This window comes from Aureimonas altamirensis (assembly GCF_001463885.1).
GTDB classification, from domain to species: domain Bacteria; phylum Pseudomonadota; class Alphaproteobacteria; order Rhizobiales; family Rhizobiaceae; genus Aureimonas; species Aureimonas altamirensis.
The window spans coordinates 15,677-30,313 of sequence record NZ_BBWQ01000017.1 but is presented as its reverse complement, the minus strand read 5'-3'; the positions used below and the strand labels follow the sequence as shown (position 1 = coordinate 30,313).

The following is a 14,637-nucleotide window of genomic DNA, read 5'->3' as shown; positions in this document are numbered from 1 at the left end:
GGTCAGGCCCCCGGCCGCCCCGCCACCGGCAAAGCGCGTTCGAAGAACTCCACGGAGTTCAGAAAACGGACAAGATCCTTGCCCGCGTGGAGCCGCGCTGCCAAGCGTCCGACACGGGCTCCGTGACGAACGGGCCGACGCAGGCTTGCAAGCACATCGAGCGTGTCGGCCGGGGCACCGTCGCGGTAAACATCGAAGGCCTTCTGGGCGGTCGAGGGGTTCATGGCCAGCGCAACGATCTGCGTGAACAGCAGCATCGTATCGCGCGCCTGCGCCGAAGCCATCGACATGACGGCCTCCGGCTCTTCCTCGAAGTCGAAAAACAGCACCTGCCCATCCGCCAGCCCCATATCGCGCGGATGCGGCCGTCCGTGGCACACACCTGCCGCATGCGCCTGCGACAAGGCATGCGCCGCAAGGACAAGAAGATCGTCGTGCCGGTCGGCGTGCCCGGCTGCCCGCAGCGCATCCATGCGCGCCATCAGCGTCTTGCCGGCATCCGCCACCGCAAGCTTTGTGTCGGATAGTCTTTCCATATCGGGGACGCCGATCCCGGAGCGCGCGAATGCGCTTTGCTTGCGCAACTCGCGGTCGACCAGCCCAGCCGCGTCGACCGACGGCGAAGGACGCAGAAGCTCCATCCGGATGAACGCGGAAACGAGGCGGTGGACACGCTGCCCCAGCCGTACGGTCTCGTAGCTGAAATCCTTGATCCAGACGTCGATCCCGCCGCGGCGGGCCTGGATAAGGCGCTGGCCGGCCGTGCCCGCCGGTCCGCCCCGGCGCGTTGTGTTGGACGCATTCTGAAAAGCCACAGCCATCCCCTGGCAATCGTTCCGGGAATGGCTGAGAACTCTATCTCAGGTTGCGTTTCGTCAAGAGCGGATGACGCTTTTATGTCGGCCGTGTGACGGCTTTACCAGAGCTTCGTGCCCTTGGGCTCGGGCCAGTCGTCGTCCTTGTCCGGATCTTCGTCCGCATCGTCCCCGGTGGCCTCGGGGTCTTTTTCGTCCTCGTCCTCTTCCGGCATATCCTGGCCGATCAGCGAAGGATCGTTCGGACGGCCGCTGAAGCGGTTGTCCAGGCGGCGGACGGCATTGGTCAGGACGTCGACCCGCCCCTCCTGCCCTGCGTCGTGCGCGGCGTCATCGGGAAGTTCATGTTCAGCTTCGGATTTCTTGTCAGCCATGTCGGCCTCCTTTTCGACATCCCAGAAATTCGCAGGCTGTCGTCAAGGTTCCCGGCTGTCGACCCTCAACTGCGCCGGCGGCAGGGCCAGTTCCAGTCGCGCTGCTTGCCGGTGTCGATGTGGATGGCGGCCGTGTGACAATAGGTGCCGACGCCGCCGCGAGTTGGCAGCGAGCGCACATAGCGGGCAACCTCGACACCGCTGACGCCCGGAATATGGAAATCGGCAGCCTTGCACGCCATGTGCATCGAAGCCTTGGCGCCGCCGACGCGGCGGTTATGCGGCGGAGATCGGTAACCGGAGGTTATGACGACCTTCTTGCCGAACCGGCTTTCGACCTGCCGGATCATGCGCACGAGATCGCTTCCGAAGCAGCTGGTATTCACATCCTCGCGGGCGACCATAAGTCCGCTTGGAGCCAGCCGGGCCATGCCGCCCAAAGAGGCGATCTGATATTCGCCGCCGATATCGTCCAGAAAATCTTCGCTGTCGACCGACGCACGCTTGCCGATCTTGAACAGGGACGATGCGTCCACTCCCGGAAGCTCGGCGCTGGGCGAAGCCTTGCCCATGCCATCGGTATGCGTCACCACCACGCGGGCAGCGACAGCCTCCGCCACGGCTTCCGGTTTCGGCTGCTCGCTTTCGGCGCGCTGGGAAAGCGCGGCAAACAGCGACGTATCGGCCTGCCGGTTGGGCTGCGCCGGCGGCGAGTAGGCCGCAAGTGCCCCCTCGGCCGGCCGCCCGGACACGCTCGACGATGCCTGCGTCAGCAGTGCGTTCTCTTCGTTGGCCGCAGCCTGGGCCGCCGAGGCAACGGCGGGCTCCGCCGGCTGGCCGGCGGCCGACTGTTCCTTGTCCTCCTGCCCTTCCGGCTGGAGCTCGGCCGTTTCGACGGCGGGTTCGGCCGGGGCCGAAGCAGGCGTATTGAAGCCGAAGGCGGACGTATCGTCGATGGCGGACATGCAACCGGAAAGTGCGGGAAAGGCGATGACGCCCATAAGGACGACGCCGTTGCGCAGGGCCGACCGAAGGCCCGAAGTGCTATGTCCGATCAAGATCCGTTCCACCCTCTCGCATGCCTGCCAACCCAAAGGCAGAGCATGCATTAACGGCACGGCGTGACGCCGCTCCTGTCCCCGCGCAGCGCCGGCCTGGGCCGGCTGCCGCGCTGTATGCCATGAGCATTCGGGCCAAATTCCGACCCGATCAACCGGAAGTTAACCCATAACGCTTGCGCGAAACAATAGCGTTACCAGACACCGGTGTTCTGCATCGAGGCCCAGGGCTCTGCCGGGGCCTTCGCTTCGCCCTTCTGCAGAAGTTCGATCGAGATACCCTCGGGCGACCGGACAAAGGCCATATGCCCATCGCGCGGGGGGCGGTTGATGGTGATCCCGGCCTGCTGCAATCTGGCGCAGGTGGCGTAGATGTCGTCCACCTCGTAGGCCAGATGCCCGAAATTGCGCCCGCCGGAATACTCTTCCGGATCCCAGTTGTAAGTCAGCTCGACCAGCGGCGCCTTGTTCTGGCGGGCGGCCTCCAAATCGTCGGACGCAGCTAGGAAAACCAGGGTGAACCGCCCTTTTTCGTTCTCGATCCGCCGCACCTCGGTCAGACCGAGGGCGCCTTCGTAGAACTCGAGCGCCCGATCGATATCGCTGACCCGGACCATCGTATGAAGATAGCGCATGATACCCACTTCTCTTTATGCGTTGAAGGTTCGCCGCCACAAGTAGAGCGTCTGCCGCCGTGCGGCAAAGATGGACTGCATCGCACGTGGCCAAACCATACGCCAGGCTTTCGGCGCGCTGGATGTTGGCGCCTGTACACCTTGCCTTGCCACAAATCGCCGATATGTGCGCAGGGATCAGGCACAAGGCGGGCGCGCTGACAAAACGGCTTGGCGCGTGGCCGCATTCATGCTTGATTCGGCTTGGACAGGATCGGCGGACCTTTGTGATGACAGAACGCGCATCTTCTACCGAACGGGAGCTGCGACCGGAGGCGGGTGGCGTGGACAGCATCGTCGTATCCGGCCACATCAAGTGGTTCGATATCGCAAAGGGCTTCGGGTTCATCGTGCCAGACGATGGGTCGGGCGACATTTTGCTGCATGTGACGTGTCTTCGGCGTGACGGGTATACGACAGTCAGCGAGGGGGCGGGCATCGTCTGCGAGGTCCAGCAGGGCGAGCGTGGGCTGCAGGCCTTCCGCATCCTGTCCATGGACCAGTCCACCGCCGTGCACCCGTCGCAGATGCCGCCCGCGCGCACCCGGCTGAAGGTGGAGCCGACCAGCGATCTGGAACTGGCCACCGTCAAATGGTTCAACCGCACCAAGGGCTATGGCTTTCTGTCGCGCGGAGCGGGCACGGAAGACATTTTCATTCACATGGAAACGCTGCGCCGCTATGGCATGACCGAACTGCGCCCCGGACAGGAAGTGTTCGTACGCTTCGGCAATGGGGCCAAGGGCCTGATGGCAGCCGAAATCCGGCCGGCCTCGGGGGCGGGCAACAGGGTAGAGCATTGATGTCATCCATTACCGAAGGGCGCCGTAACCGGCTGATCGCCGGCGCCTTCATTCTTGTTCTTGCGATCGTCTCCTATTTCGTCTTCACCTCCGGCTCCATCGGGTCCACGGCGACACTTCTTACCAGCAGCGGCGCGCATCGCATCTCCGTCGAGATCGCCGACACGCCGGAAAGCCGGGCAACCGGGCTGATGAACCGCAACAGCATGGACGAAGACCACGGCATGCTCTTCGACTTCGGAGAGTCGCGCGATGTGTCCATGTGGATGAAGAACACGCTCATTCCCCTCGACATGATCTTCATCCGGCAGGACGGCACCGTTGCCCGGATCGCCCGCCATGCGACGCCGCTGTCGCTGACGCCTATCCCCTCCGGTGAGCCGGTCCGCTACGTACTGGAGTTGAACGGCGGTGCAGCTGCCGGATACGGCGTCGAACCGGGCGATCGCGTGCACCATCCGCTGGTTGGAAACGGGGCCAAATAAGTTTTGGGGGCGGGTTGCGTCGGAAAACGACTCACCCTATACACCCTCGTGCCGCGCCCATCGTCTAGCGGTTAGGACGGCGCCCTTTCACGGCGCAAACAGGGGTTCGATTCCCCTTGGGCGTACCATCTTCCCATTTTTTCAAAGTGCAGTTTGCAACCCGCGATTAAAGTCGCAGGTGTTTCACCGACAGTCCCATCCCTGATGGTTTCCGGTGGCGTCGGACGTCGCCACCGTCTGCGTCGGCCCGGCCTTGCCGGGGCCTGTTCAAGCCTGCCGCGTCAGGCGCCGGGCCTGCCAGCGCGGATACAGGATGCCCACCGTCAGGCCGCACAGCACCAGTGCGGCCGATCCCAGCTTCCACGCCGGTAGCGCCTCGCCCAGGAACAGGTAGGAAGCGCCCATGCCGAAGACGGGCACCAGCAGCGCCAGGGGTGTCACCGTCGCCGCTGGGTAACGCCCCAGCAGGAAAGCCCACGCGCCGTAGCCGAACATCGTATTGCCGACGCTCTGCCAAAGCACGGCCGCCCATGTGTAAGCATCCGCATTGGCAAGCCCGGCGCGGATGGCGGGCCAGCCCTCCAGCATCAGGCTGAGTGCAGCGAGCGGCGGGATGGCAAAGAGGCTAGACCAGACGACATAGGGGAGCATGTCGGTGACCCCGCTGCGCTTGGAGACGATGTTGCCGCCTGCCCAGCACATCGCGGCCACCAGCACGAGGCACAGGCCGAGCACGCTCGTATCGCCATCCGTATGGAGCGCGATGATAACGATGCCGCTGGCGGCAAGCAGCAGCGCCGCCCACTGAAAGCCGCGAACCTTCTCGCCCGTCAGCGCGATGGCAAGCCCGATGGTGAAGAAGACCTGGCACTGGATGACGAGCGAGGCCAGCCCCGGCGAAATGTGCCCACGCATGGCCACGAACAGGATGCCGAACTGGCCTGCCCCGATCAGGATGCCGTAAGCCGCCAGATTGCCGATCGAGGTTCGGGGACGCGGCATGAAGAAGACCAGCGGAAACGCCGCCAGCAAAAAGCGAAGCGTCGCGAACAGCAGCGGCGGCAGGTGGTCCAGCCCGATGCGAATGATGACGAAGTTCGTTCCCCACACCGCGACGACGCAGAGGGCCAGGAACAGGTGCCGCAGGGGCATGGACGATGCGCTCATGCAAAGCGGTTTACGCCCGAACCTTAACCAAAGCCAAGCAATTCTAACGTGTGTCGAAACAGGCTGTTAAGCTCGATGCCCTACCCTGCCGGCATGATAAGAGTTGCCAAGCAGTATCTGTTGCTCGCGCTTGTCCTGCCGCTGGCTGCATGCGCCTCCGCACCCACCAACACGGCCAATAGCTGTGCGATCTTCCAGCAGAAGGACGGCCTCTTCAACAATTGGGAGCGCGCCGCCGAGCGTACCCAGAAGGAGTTCGGCGTGCCCGTGCCGATCCTGATGGCGACGATCCAGGCCGAGTCCAACTTCGAGGCACGCGCCCGTCCTCAGCGCACCAAGCTTCTGGGATTCATTCCCTGGAAGCGCAAGTCGACGGCCTATGGCTATGCGCAAGCGCTTGACGGTACGTGGGAAGAGTACAAGCGCCGCACCGGCCGCAGCATGGCCCGCCGCAACGATTTTTCCGACGCGATCCATTTCGTCGGCTGGTATCACTACACCAGTCACCAGCGGAACGGCATCAGCCGCACCGACCCGTACAATCTTTATCTTGCCTATTACTCCGGGCATGCGGGCTATGCGCGCGGAAGCTGGCGCAGCAACAGCGCCATACAGGGCGCCGCGCGCCGTACAGCCACGATGGCCAACCGGTACGAAGCGCAATTGCGCAATTGCCGATAGCCGGTTTCCGGTCCATATCGGACGGCATGAAGCTCAAGATCCTCATCAAGGTCGCCGCATGGGGCGCGCTCGCCTTCATCGCCTTCGTGACGCTCAGTCCCATCTCGATGCGGCCGGTTTCCTCCGCGCCGGTCAATATCGAGCGGCTCGGCGCCTATCTGGTTCTGGGCGCCCTGTTCGGCGCGGCGTACCCGAAGCGCATTCCGCTGGTGCTGGGCCTGCTGGTGGCCGGATCCGTGGGGCTGGAGCTCGCGCAAAACCTCGTTCCCGGCCGTCATGGCCGGGTGGACGATGCTCTTTTCAAGGCGGCGGGAGCTTGCCTTGGCGCGCTGGCGGGTGGTGCGATCGCCCGCATCCGTGCGTTGCGCCTTACATAAAGGCGAGGATCAGCGTCAGGCCGAAGCCGGTGATGAACACTGTTCCGATTGCGCCCAGCGCCAATGGGCGAATGCCCTTTGCACACAGTTTGCCGATATCCGTTTCCAGCCCCATAGCCGCAAGCGCCGCGGCCAGCAGGAAGCTCGTGGCCGTGACGATGCCGGATTGAAGGTTGGCCGGTACGCTGACGACGCTGTTAACCAGCATCATCGCGATGAAGCCGAAGACGAACCAGGGAACGGGCACGCCGGGGCCATCTTGCGGCCCACTGCGGGCGCGGCGCATCTGCATGAAGCCAAGAGCCAGGATAAGCGGCGCCAGCAACATGACGCGGCTGAGCTTGGCAACCGTGCCGAACTGGCCCGCAACCTCGCCGCCCTGAAAGGCCGCCGCCACGACCTGCGCCACTTCGTGGATGGTTGCACCGGCCCACAGGCCGTACAGGTTCGGGGCCAGGTCCAGCATCGGCGCCAACACCGGCAGTAGCAGCATGGCAATGGAGCCGAACACCGTCACGCAGGCGATAGCGTAGGCCACATCCTCTTCATGGGCGCGCGTCACCGTATTTGTGGCGATCACCGCCGACGCGCCACATATGGAAGTGCCGGCCGCGATCAGTTCGGCCAGCTTGCGCTCCACGCCAAGGGCGCGCCCCGCAGTCTTGATGAAGACGAAGCTGCAGACAAGCGTCGCGACGATGATGGCAAAGCCCGTCGGGCCGATTTCCATCACCTGCCAGATGGTAAGCTGCATGCCAAGCAGCACGATAGCGAAGCGTAAGACCCGCCGCAGCGAAAAGGCGATACCCGGCCTGGCGATGGCGATGGGGCCCGCCATGTTGCGGATTGTCATGCCGAGCACGATGGCGACGATCAGTGGGCTCAACGCCGCAATTCCCGACAGGTGCTGAACCATCAGGGCAACAAGCGCGATGCCTAACGTCAGCCCAATTCCCGGCAGGATCGACAGCGAAAACCGCAGGACGCCATTTTGCCGGATAGTGGGCAGTACGAGTGCTGTTTTGCGCGCATCTGCGATATGGCGGTCGATTGTCATCGTCGCATGGTCCGATCATGGAAAATCCATCCAAATCTGATCTCGCGCTATCGACAAATCCAACGGATAATTATTCTCGTTTCGATCGATTCTATCGATGGGTTATTGCATGACGCTGGAACAGCTCCGTATCTTTCTGGCCGTTGCGCATAGTCAGCACATGACGCGCGCGGCCGCTGCCCTCAACCTGACGCAGTCTGCCGTCAGCGCCTCGGTGGCGGCGCTCGAGGCGCGTTACGCCGTCCGTTTCTTCGACCGGGTCGGCCGGCGCATAGAGCTTACCGATGCCGGCCGGCATTTCGTGGACGAGGCGCGGGCGATCCTGGCGCGGGTGGAAACGGCCGAGCTTTCACTGGCCGACTGGAGCGATCAGGTGATGGGCCGGGTGCGCATCCATGCCAGCCAGACGGTGGCCAGCTACTGGCTGCCGCCGCATCTGGTGCGTCTGCGGACGCTGTATCCGCGCGTGCAGGTGGAACTGACGGTCGGCAACACCACGCAGGCTGCTCACGCCCTTATGCAGGGCGAGGCGGATATCGGCGTGGTGGAGGGCCTCGTGGACGAGCCCGCCTTGATGGCAACCAAGGTTGCGGACGACGAATTGTGCCTTGTGGTGGGCATCGGGCACCCCTGGGCCGGGCTGCACCGTGTCGATGTGCGGCGCTATGGCGAGACCGACTGGGTGCTGCGTGAACCGGGCTCCGGCACGCGTGCCCGCTTCGAGGAACATCTTGCCAGCCACGAAATAGCCCTCCAGGGGCTGCGCGTCATGCTGGAAGAACCCTCCAACGAATCCATCCTCGCCGCCGTGATGAGCAGCGATGCGGCCAGCGTGCTGTCGGGCCGGGCTATCGAGCTTGCCGTTGCGGCCGGCCGCGTGCGCGCCATCGCCATCCCGCATATGGGCCGGGCGTTCACCGCTCTTCTTCACCGCCAGCGACACCACACAAGGGCCACGCGAAGCCTCATGGAGCTGCTGGTGGCGCGCTAGAGCGGATGGATCGCTTCGTGGCGTGATGCGTTGAGCCTCCAGTCGGCGTATGGCGGGGAACAGGCTTTTGCGGAACTATCGGGGCGGCCGGACGGCAGCGAATTGGGCGGGCATCGCGGCGGGTATCGCCTCGATTGCGTCGATCGGGGCAATCGCGTGGACGGTCGGTCAGGATGTGCGCGCCGCCGACCGGCAGACACGAACGCCGAAAAACCACGACCCGCTGAAAGATCCGCATGGCCGGCAGGTGACCCGGCCGCAGCAGATACCGGCCAAGGGGTGGAAGGATATCCTGTGGCGGACCGTCCAGGAGTTCATGAACGATCGGCTGATGCTGGTTGCCGCCGGGGTGACCTTCTACGCCCTGCTGGCGATCTTTCCGGCGATAACGGCGCTCGTCTCGATCTACGGCCTGTTCACCGATACGGCGGCGCTCAACTCCCAGATGCAGGTCCTTTACGATCTCCTGCCCGCCGGCGCGGTCGAGATCGTCGGCGAGCAGATGGAGCGCGTTGCCAGCAAGGGCGCAAGCCAGCTTGGTTTCGGCCTCATCTTCGGTCTCGGCATCGCGCTGTGGAGCGCCAATGCCGGCATGAAGACGCTCTTCGATGCGATGAACATCGTCTATGAAGAGGAAGAGAAGCGAAGCTTCGTCATGCTGACGCTGATCACGCTCGGCTTCACCCTGGCCACGATCCTGTTCCTGATCCTCGCACTCTCAGGCGTGATCCTGCTGCCGATCGTCCTGGACTTCCTGCGCCTCGGCCCGGTCGAAGGATGGCTGCTTCTGCTGCGCTGGCCCATCCTGCTGGCCATCGTGGCAGGCGGGCTGTCGATCATCTACCGGTTCGGGCCCAGCCGGGTCCGCGCCCGCTGGCGCTGGGTCTCCTGGGGCGCCGTGGTTGCGGCGGTGCTGTGGGTGGCGTTCTCCATCGCGTTCTCCTGGTATGCGCAGAACTTCGGCTCCTATGACGAAACCTACGGCTCGCTCGGTGCCGCCATCGGCTTCATGACATGGATGTGGGTATCGGCCATGGTGGTGCTGCTGGGCGCGGAGCTGAACGCCGAGATGGAGCATCAGACCGCAGCTGATACAACCAGAAAGCCTGCCAAGCCCATGGGCATGCGCGGCGCGCGGATGGCCGATACGCTGGGCGAACAGGCTTGAGGTGCGCTGCCGTCGGTAAAGTTGACACGGCAATTCACGAATACTAGAGCCTGCCGGTAGACATTACGGTGGCTGTCCCATGCTCAGACGTTTCTTCGCCTATTATGCTCCCTGGAAGGGGCTTTTCGCCGTCGATTTCGGATGCGCGGTGCTGGCGGGGCTTCTGGAACTCGGCTTCCCTATCGCGGTCAAGGTCTTCGTGGACGACCTTCTCCCGCGTGGCGAATGGGGGCTGGTTCTGCTGGCGACGGCGGGCCTTCTGGTGCTCTATGCGGTCAACACCGGGTTGATGGCCGTCGTCACCTATTTTGGGCACATGCTGGGCATCAACATCGAAACGGAGATGCGGGCGCGCGCCTTCGACCATCTTCAGAAACTGTCCTTCGGCTACTTCGACAACAACAAGACCGGCCATCTGGTGGCCCGCCTGACCAAGGACCTGGAAGAGATCGGCGAGATCGCCCATCACGGGCCCGAGGATCTCTTCATCGCCATCATGACCTTCATCGGCGCCTTCCTGCTGATGCTGTACATCCATCCGCCGCTGGCGATGATCACCGCCGTCATCGTGCCCTTCGGCACCTGGCTGACCGCGCGCTACGGCGCGCGCATGGCCGATACGTGGCGCGCCATCTACCGGAGCGTCGGCGATTTCAACGCCCGGATCGAAGAGAATGTCGGCGGCATCCGCGTGGTGAAATCGTTCACCAACGAAGAGCACGAGCGCAATCTCTTCCGCGAAGACAACATGCGCTATCGGGCCCGCAAGCTGGATGCCTATCGCATCATGGCGGCCAGCCAGTCGCTCAATTACATGTCGATGCGCCTGACGCAGATCATCGTGATGGTGGCGGGAACCTGGTTCGTCGTCCAGGGCGGACTGACCATCGGCGGCTTCGTCAGCTTCCTGCTGCTGGTCAACGTCTTCTTCCGGCCCGTGGAAAAGATCGCCGCCGTTCTGGAAACCTACCCCAAGGGCATCGCAGGCTTTCGCCGCTATCTCGACTTCATGGATACGCGGCCCGATATCGTCGATAGGCCGGATGCGCAGGAGTTGCAGGGCATCACCGGCGCGGTGCGCTTCAACGACGTGCACTTTGCCTACGTGGCCGGGCAGCCTGTGCTGAACGGCATCGATCTGGCTGTCCAGCCCGGCGAGACTGTGGCTTTCGTCGGCCCCTCCGGAGCCGGCAAGACGACCATCTGCTCTCTGGTGCCGCGCTTCTACGATGTCACGGGCGGCTCCATCACCATCGACGGTATCGATATCCGCGATATCTCGATGGCTTCGCTGCGCCAGCATATCGGCGTGGTGCAACAGGATGTGTTCCTGTTCGGCGGCAGCGTACGCGAAAACATCGCCTACGGACGGCTCGACGCGACCGAGGAAGACATCATCGAGGCGGTGCGCCGCGCCAATCTGACGGAAACCGTCGCCGCGCTGCCTGAGGGCCTGGACACCATCGTCGGCGAACGCGGGGTCAAGCTGTCGGGCGGGCAGAAGCAGCGCCTGTCCATCGCCCGCATGTTCCTGAAAGATCCGGAGATCCTCATTCTCGACGAGGCCACATCGGCGCTCGACACCGAAACCGAACGCGCGATCCAGGGCGCCTTGGCCGAGCTGTCGCGCGGGCGGACCTCGCTCGTCATCGCGCATCGCCTGTCCACGATCCGCCATGCCGACCGCATCGTCGTCATCGACATGGGCCGCATCGTGGAACAGGGCAGCCACGATGCCCTGGTGGCGAGTGGCGGACACTATGCGCGCCTGAGCGCCGCGCAGGATGCCCTGCCCCCATTCATGCAGGTTGCCGAATAGGCAGCGGCCAACCCGCAACAGCACCGCCGAATTCGTCCGGGCCGCAATTCCACGGTCCGCAGTGCCATGGTTAACTGAAACCGGTGGTTGCGTTTACTCGGGGGCGTTGATGATTCGGCATGGCGGCACCGGGGCCTATCGCGTCGTCCTGCTTGGCACCACCATGTTGGTCGCCCTGCCGGCCTATGGCCAGTCCGCGCCCCCGTTCGACATGTCCGGAGACGCCGGAGCCGCTCCGTTCGCCATCACCGACAGCGATCTCGTCGTCTATTCGGGCACGCAGAGCGCCGGCGAGGACAGCATCACGCGGAACACCGGGCAGGCTGTGGAGTTTCGCGATTCCTCCACGGCCGGCAATGCGGGCATCATCACCAATTCCGGCGGCGCAGCGCGCTTTCTAGATGCCAGCAACGCCGGCACCGCCCGCCTGACGAACAATGGCGAAACCGCCTTTGCCGGTGCCGCAAGCGCCGCCGACGCCGACATCGTCAACAACGGTTCAGGCCAACTGACCTTCGATGGCGATGCCACCGGCGGCAACGCGCGGATCGGCAACAGCGGGTTTGCCGCCTTCCGGGGCAATGCCAGCGCCGGCAACGCCAGCATCACCAACAATCAGAGCGGGCGCATCGAGTTTTCCGCCAATGCCGATGCCGGCTCCAACCTCTTGTCCAACAGCGGAACGGTGAGCTTTTCGGGGGCAAGCTCGGCCGGTACGCGCTTCATCGCCAACAATATCGGCGGATCGGTCACCTTTACCGACAGCGCCACGGCGGCCGGCGCCGATATCGGCAACAGCGGCACCCTCGCCTTCGGGGGCCAGTCCAGCCTTTCCGACGGCACCATCGTCAACAATGCGGGCGGCGCGGTACGCTTTCTGGGCTCGGCCTCGGCAGCCGGCGGCGAGATCGCCAATGCGGGCACACTCGATTTCGTCGATAGCGCGGATGCCGGCACCGCGATCATCCTGACGCAGACGGGCGGGCGCACGATTTTTTCCGGCAATGCATCCGGTGGACTGGCCGAGATGCGGCTTGACGATGGCGCAGTCGTCGACATTTCCGGGCTGGTCAACGGCGGCACCAGCGTCGGCTCGCTGCTCGGAACCGGGCAGGTATTGCTGGGTGCAAACCGGCTGACCGTCGGCGGCAACGGCCTCGACACCACGGTCGGCGGCCTTGCGGATGGCGGTGTCGCCGGGGGTACAGGCGCCTCGCTGCAGAAGGTCGGGCCGGGCACGCTGCGGCTTCAGGGCACCAACAGCTATACAGGCGCAACCATCGTCAGCGCCGGCGTGTTGCAGGCGGCCAATGCAGGCGCCTTCGCGCCCGTGTCGGCCGTCACCGTGGCGTCCGGCGCTCTTTTCGATATCGCAGGCTTCGACCAGACGATCGGCTCCCTGGCCGGCAACGGCACGGTCGACCTTGCCGCCAATACGCTGACCCTCGGTGGCAACGACACCTCAACCGAGTTTTCCGGCAGCTTTACCGGCGCCGGTGGCTTCGACAAGGTCGGCGCCGGCACGTTCCGCCTGTCCGGCGACAGCTCCATCTTCGGTGCCTCGCGCGTCAGCGCCGGCACGCTCCAGGTGGATGGTACCCTGGCGCTCTCACCGCTCGCCGTCGGCGCGGGCGCAACCCTTTCGGGCACCGGCACGGCGGGGCCGACTTTCGTTGAGCCCGGGGGCGCAGTCTCACCGGGTCCGGGCATCGGCACGCTGACGATCGCCGGCAATCTCGGGCTTTCGGCCGGCTCCATCTACCGCGTCGACAATGGCGGGGGCGCTACCGATGCCATCGCCGCAACGGGCGTAGCCACCATCGACGGCGCAACCCTTTCCCTCACCCAGACGGGGCTATACGTGCCGGGCGCCGCCGCCACCATCCTGACCGCAGAGGGTGGCGTTGCCGGAACATTCGGCCAGGTGGTGGAGGATTACGCCTTCCTTACCCCCGTGCTTGCCTATGGCCCGGGCGCGGTCACCCTGGGCCTGTCGCGCAACGACGTGGCCTTTGCCGATATCGGAGAGACGTTCAATCAGCGCAATGCGGGTGCAGGCCTGGACAGCGCTCCGCCCGCCAATCTTGCCCAGCGGGCTGTCCTGTCCGGCAATGCAGACAATGCGCGTGCCGCCTTCGACCAGTTGTCCGGCGAAATGCACGCCTCGATGCGCTCCACGCTGATCGCCACCAGCAGGCAGCTCGAGCGCGCCATGCTGGACCGGGGCCGCGCGCCGGCCATCGTCCAGCCGGGCCCGGAGGCCGTCTTCGTCTCGCGTCCCGCCGGTTGGGCGCGTGCCTACGGGGCACGCGGCACGCAGGATGGCGACGGCAATGCGGCCGAGGCGACGCGCGACGTTTCGGGTGTCATGGGCGGTGTCGACGCAACGGTGGGCGACACGTTCCGGCTCGGCTTTGCCGCAGCCTATGGCCAGGGCTCCGTCGATGTGGACCAACGCGCCTCCAGCGCCGACGTCGACAGCCTTCTGGTCGGCCTTTACGGCGGCGGCGCCTTCGGCAATGTCGGCCTCAGCGCCGGTGTCTCCTATGGCTGGCACCAGATCGACGCGACAAGGAGCGTAAGCTTCCCCTTCTTTGCCGAAACGCTTGCGTCCGATTACGACGCCAGCAGCGCCAGCGCCTTCGTCGAGGCGAGCTATCTGGTCCAGGCCGGACGGTGGCGCCTGGAGCCGTTCGCCGGCCTTTCGCATGTGATGGTCGAGACGGATCGGTTCACGGAAAGTGGTGGCGACGCCGCCCTTTCGGCGGAAAAATCGCGCGATCAGGTTACGTTCACCTCGCTCGGGCTGCGTGCCGGCGTGCCCATATCCCTCGGCTATGCCCTGCCCGGCGAAGTCCACGCCCGGGCGGCGTGGAACCATGCCTTCGGCGATACGACCCCGCAGACGCGGTTGTCGTTCCTCGGAGGGCTGCCGTTTACGACTGAGGGCGTGGGGCTGGCCGAGGATACGGTCTCCATCGAGGCCGGGCTGCGCCTGTTCCTGTCCAATCAACTCGCATTCGGGCTGACGTACCAGGGCGCGTTCGGTGACGGCGAAAGCGTGCATGGCGGGCTAATCAACGTCGCCTACAGATTTTAACCGCGCTTGAACCGCGGTAACGGCCTCACGCGGCTTGCTATTCGTTAAGTATGGCAACCCTAATGGTT

At 64.6% G+C, this 14,637-nt stretch carries 14 protein-coding genes and 1 tRNA gene; 9 read left to right on the top strand and 6 right to left on the bottom strand.

Annotated elements, in window-relative coordinates:
* Positions 1-2: 2 nt before the first annotated feature.
* From AUL31_RS12690 to AUL31_RS12675, 4 genes are all read right to left on the bottom strand, one after another.
* Positions 3-821, bottom strand: a complete 819-nt coding sequence (locus tag AUL31_RS12690; RefSeq protein ID WP_060607037.1) for a BUD32 family EKC/KEOPS complex subunit — start codon at positions 819-821, stop codon at positions 3-5.
* A gap of 95 nt (positions 822-916) precedes the next feature.
* Positions 917-1,189 (bottom strand): hypothetical protein, encoded by a 273-nt coding sequence (locus AUL31_RS12685; RefSeq protein ID WP_060607035.1) that lies wholly within the window; start codon positions 1,187-1,189, stop codon positions 917-919.
* 65 nt (positions 1,190-1,254) lie between these two features.
* On the bottom strand, positions 1,255-2,247 hold the full coding sequence (locus AUL31_RS12680) for a YcbK family protein (RefSeq protein WP_060607032.1): 993 nt from the start codon (positions 2,245-2,247) through the stop codon (positions 1,255-1,257).
* A 194-nt stretch (positions 2,248-2,441) separates the two neighbouring features.
* Positions 2,442-2,882, bottom strand: a complete 441-nt coding sequence (locus AUL31_RS12675) for a VOC family protein (RefSeq protein WP_060607027.1) — start codon at positions 2,880-2,882, stop codon at positions 2,442-2,444.
* Between the two features lie 269 nt (positions 2,883-3,151).
* Here AUL31_RS12675 and AUL31_RS12670 point away from each other — a divergent pair, with 269 nt between their 5' ends.
* The 3 genes from AUL31_RS12670 (at position 3,152) to AUL31_RS12660 (ending at position 4,337) form a co-directional block, all read left to right on the top strand.
* On the top strand, positions 3,152-3,724 hold the full coding sequence (locus AUL31_RS12670; RefSeq protein WP_060607024.1) for a cold-shock protein: 573 nt from the start codon (positions 3,152-3,154) through the stop codon (positions 3,722-3,724).
* Positions 3,724-4,209: a DUF192 domain-containing protein gene (locus AUL31_RS12665; RefSeq protein ID WP_060607021.1), complete on the top strand. Its 486-nt coding sequence runs from the start codon at positions 3,724-3,726 to the stop codon at positions 4,207-4,209. The genes AUL31_RS12670 and AUL31_RS12665 overlap by 1 nt, the downstream gene beginning before the upstream one ends.
* Positions 4,210-4,262: 53 nt before the next feature.
* Positions 4,263-4,337: transfer RNA gene (locus AUL31_RS12660), tRNA-Glu, on the top strand.
* Between the two features lie 139 nt (positions 4,338-4,476).
* On the opposite strand, the gene AUL31_RS12655 is transcribed toward AUL31_RS12660, so the two are convergent.
* Positions 4,477-5,376 (bottom strand): EamA family transporter, encoded by a 900-nt coding sequence (locus AUL31_RS12655; RefSeq protein ID WP_060607016.1) that lies wholly within the window; start codon positions 5,374-5,376, stop codon positions 4,477-4,479.
* A 75-nt stretch (positions 5,377-5,451) separates the two neighbouring features.
* Here AUL31_RS12655 and AUL31_RS12650 point away from each other — a divergent pair, with 75 nt between their 5' ends.
* Both AUL31_RS12650 and AUL31_RS12645 read left to right on the top strand, forming a co-directional pair.
* Positions 5,452-6,057 (top strand): transglycosylase SLT domain-containing protein, encoded by a 606-nt coding sequence (locus AUL31_RS12650; protein WP_409359968.1) that lies wholly within the window; start codon positions 5,452-5,454, stop codon positions 6,055-6,057.
* Positions 6,058-6,083: 26 nt separating this feature from the next.
* Positions 6,084-6,434: a VanZ family protein gene (locus AUL31_RS12645; protein ID WP_060607125.1), complete on the top strand. Its 351-nt coding sequence runs from the start codon at positions 6,084-6,086 to the stop codon at positions 6,432-6,434.
* On the opposite strand, the gene AUL31_RS12640 is transcribed toward AUL31_RS12645, so the two are convergent.
* Complete coding sequence (locus AUL31_RS12640; protein ID WP_082646933.1) at positions 6,427-7,491, bottom strand: YeiH family protein; 1,065 nt, start codon at positions 7,489-7,491, stop codon at positions 6,427-6,429. The two genes, AUL31_RS12645 and AUL31_RS12640, sit on opposite strands and share 8 nt — an antisense overlap.
* Before the next feature lie 109 nt (positions 7,492-7,600).
* On the opposite strand from AUL31_RS12640, the gene AUL31_RS12635 reads away from it, so the two are divergent.
* The 4 genes from AUL31_RS12635 (at position 7,601) to AUL31_RS12620 (ending at position 14,569) form a co-directional block, all read left to right on the top strand.
* Positions 7,601-8,482, top strand: coding sequence for a LysR substrate-binding domain-containing protein (locus tag AUL31_RS12635; RefSeq protein ID WP_060607013.1), 882 nt, complete (start codon positions 7,601-7,603; stop codon positions 8,480-8,482).
* A gap of 67 nt (positions 8,483-8,549) precedes the next feature.
* Positions 8,550-9,650 carry a YihY/virulence factor BrkB family protein gene (locus tag AUL31_RS12630; protein WP_244489404.1) on the top strand — a complete coding sequence of 367 codons (1,101 nt, stop codon included), beginning with the start codon at positions 8,550-8,552 and terminating at the stop codon, positions 9,648-9,650.
* 79 nt (positions 9,651-9,729) lie between these two features.
* Complete coding sequence (locus tag AUL31_RS12625) at positions 9,730-11,469, top strand: ABC transporter ATP-binding protein (protein ID WP_060607008.1); 1,740 nt, start codon at positions 9,730-9,732, stop codon at positions 11,467-11,469.
* A gap of 109 nt (positions 11,470-11,578) precedes the next feature.
* A complete protein-coding gene (locus AUL31_RS12620) occupies positions 11,579-14,569 on the top strand; it encodes an autotransporter outer membrane beta-barrel domain-containing protein (RefSeq protein WP_060607004.1) in 2,991 nt (996 codons plus the stop codon).
* The last annotated feature ends 68 nt before the right edge of the window (positions 14,570-14,637 follow it).

Bases quoted from the DNA above. Each gene is read 5' to 3' on its own strand.
- AUL31_RS12690 (WP_060607037.1), bottom strand. From the start codon at position 821: ATGGCTGTGGCTTTTCAGAATGCGTCCAACACAACGCGCCGGGGCGGA.
- AUL31_RS12685 (WP_060607035.1), bottom strand. From the start codon at position 1,189: ATGGCTGACAAGAAATCCGAAGCTGAACATGAACTTCCCGATGACGCC.
- AUL31_RS12675 (WP_060607027.1), bottom strand. From the start codon at position 2,882: ATGCGCTATCTTCATACGATGGTCCGGGTCAGCGATATCGATCGGGCG.
- AUL31_RS12670 (WP_060607024.1), top strand. From the start codon at position 3,152: ATGACAGAACGCGCATCTTCTACCGAACGGGAGCTGCGACCGGAGGCG.
- AUL31_RS12665 (WP_060607021.1), top strand. From the start codon at position 3,724: ATGTCATCCATTACCGAAGGGCGCCGTAACCGGCTGATCGCCGGCGCC.
- AUL31_RS12655 (WP_060607016.1), bottom strand. From the start codon at position 5,376: ATGAGCGCATCGTCCATGCCCCTGCGGCACCTGTTCCTGGCCCTCTGC.
- AUL31_RS12650 (WP_409359968.1), top strand. From the start codon at position 5,452: ATGCCCTACCCTGCCGGCATGATAAGAGTTGCCAAGCAGTATCTGTTG.
- AUL31_RS12645 (WP_060607125.1), top strand. From the start codon at position 6,084: ATGAAGCTCAAGATCCTCATCAAGGTCGCCGCATGGGGCGCGCTCGCC.
- AUL31_RS12640 (WP_082646933.1), bottom strand. From the start codon at position 7,491: ATGACAATCGACCGCCATATCGCAGATGCGCGCAAAACAGCACTCGTA.
- AUL31_RS12635 (WP_060607013.1), top strand. From the start codon at position 7,601: ATGACGCTGGAACAGCTCCGTATCTTTCTGGCCGTTGCGCATAGTCAG.
- AUL31_RS12625 (WP_060607008.1), top strand. From the start codon at position 9,730: ATGCTCAGACGTTTCTTCGCCTATTATGCTCCCTGGAAGGGGCTTTTC.
- AUL31_RS12620 (WP_060607004.1), top strand. From the start codon at position 11,579: ATGATTCGGCATGGCGGCACCGGGGCCTATCGCGTCGTCCTGCTTGGC.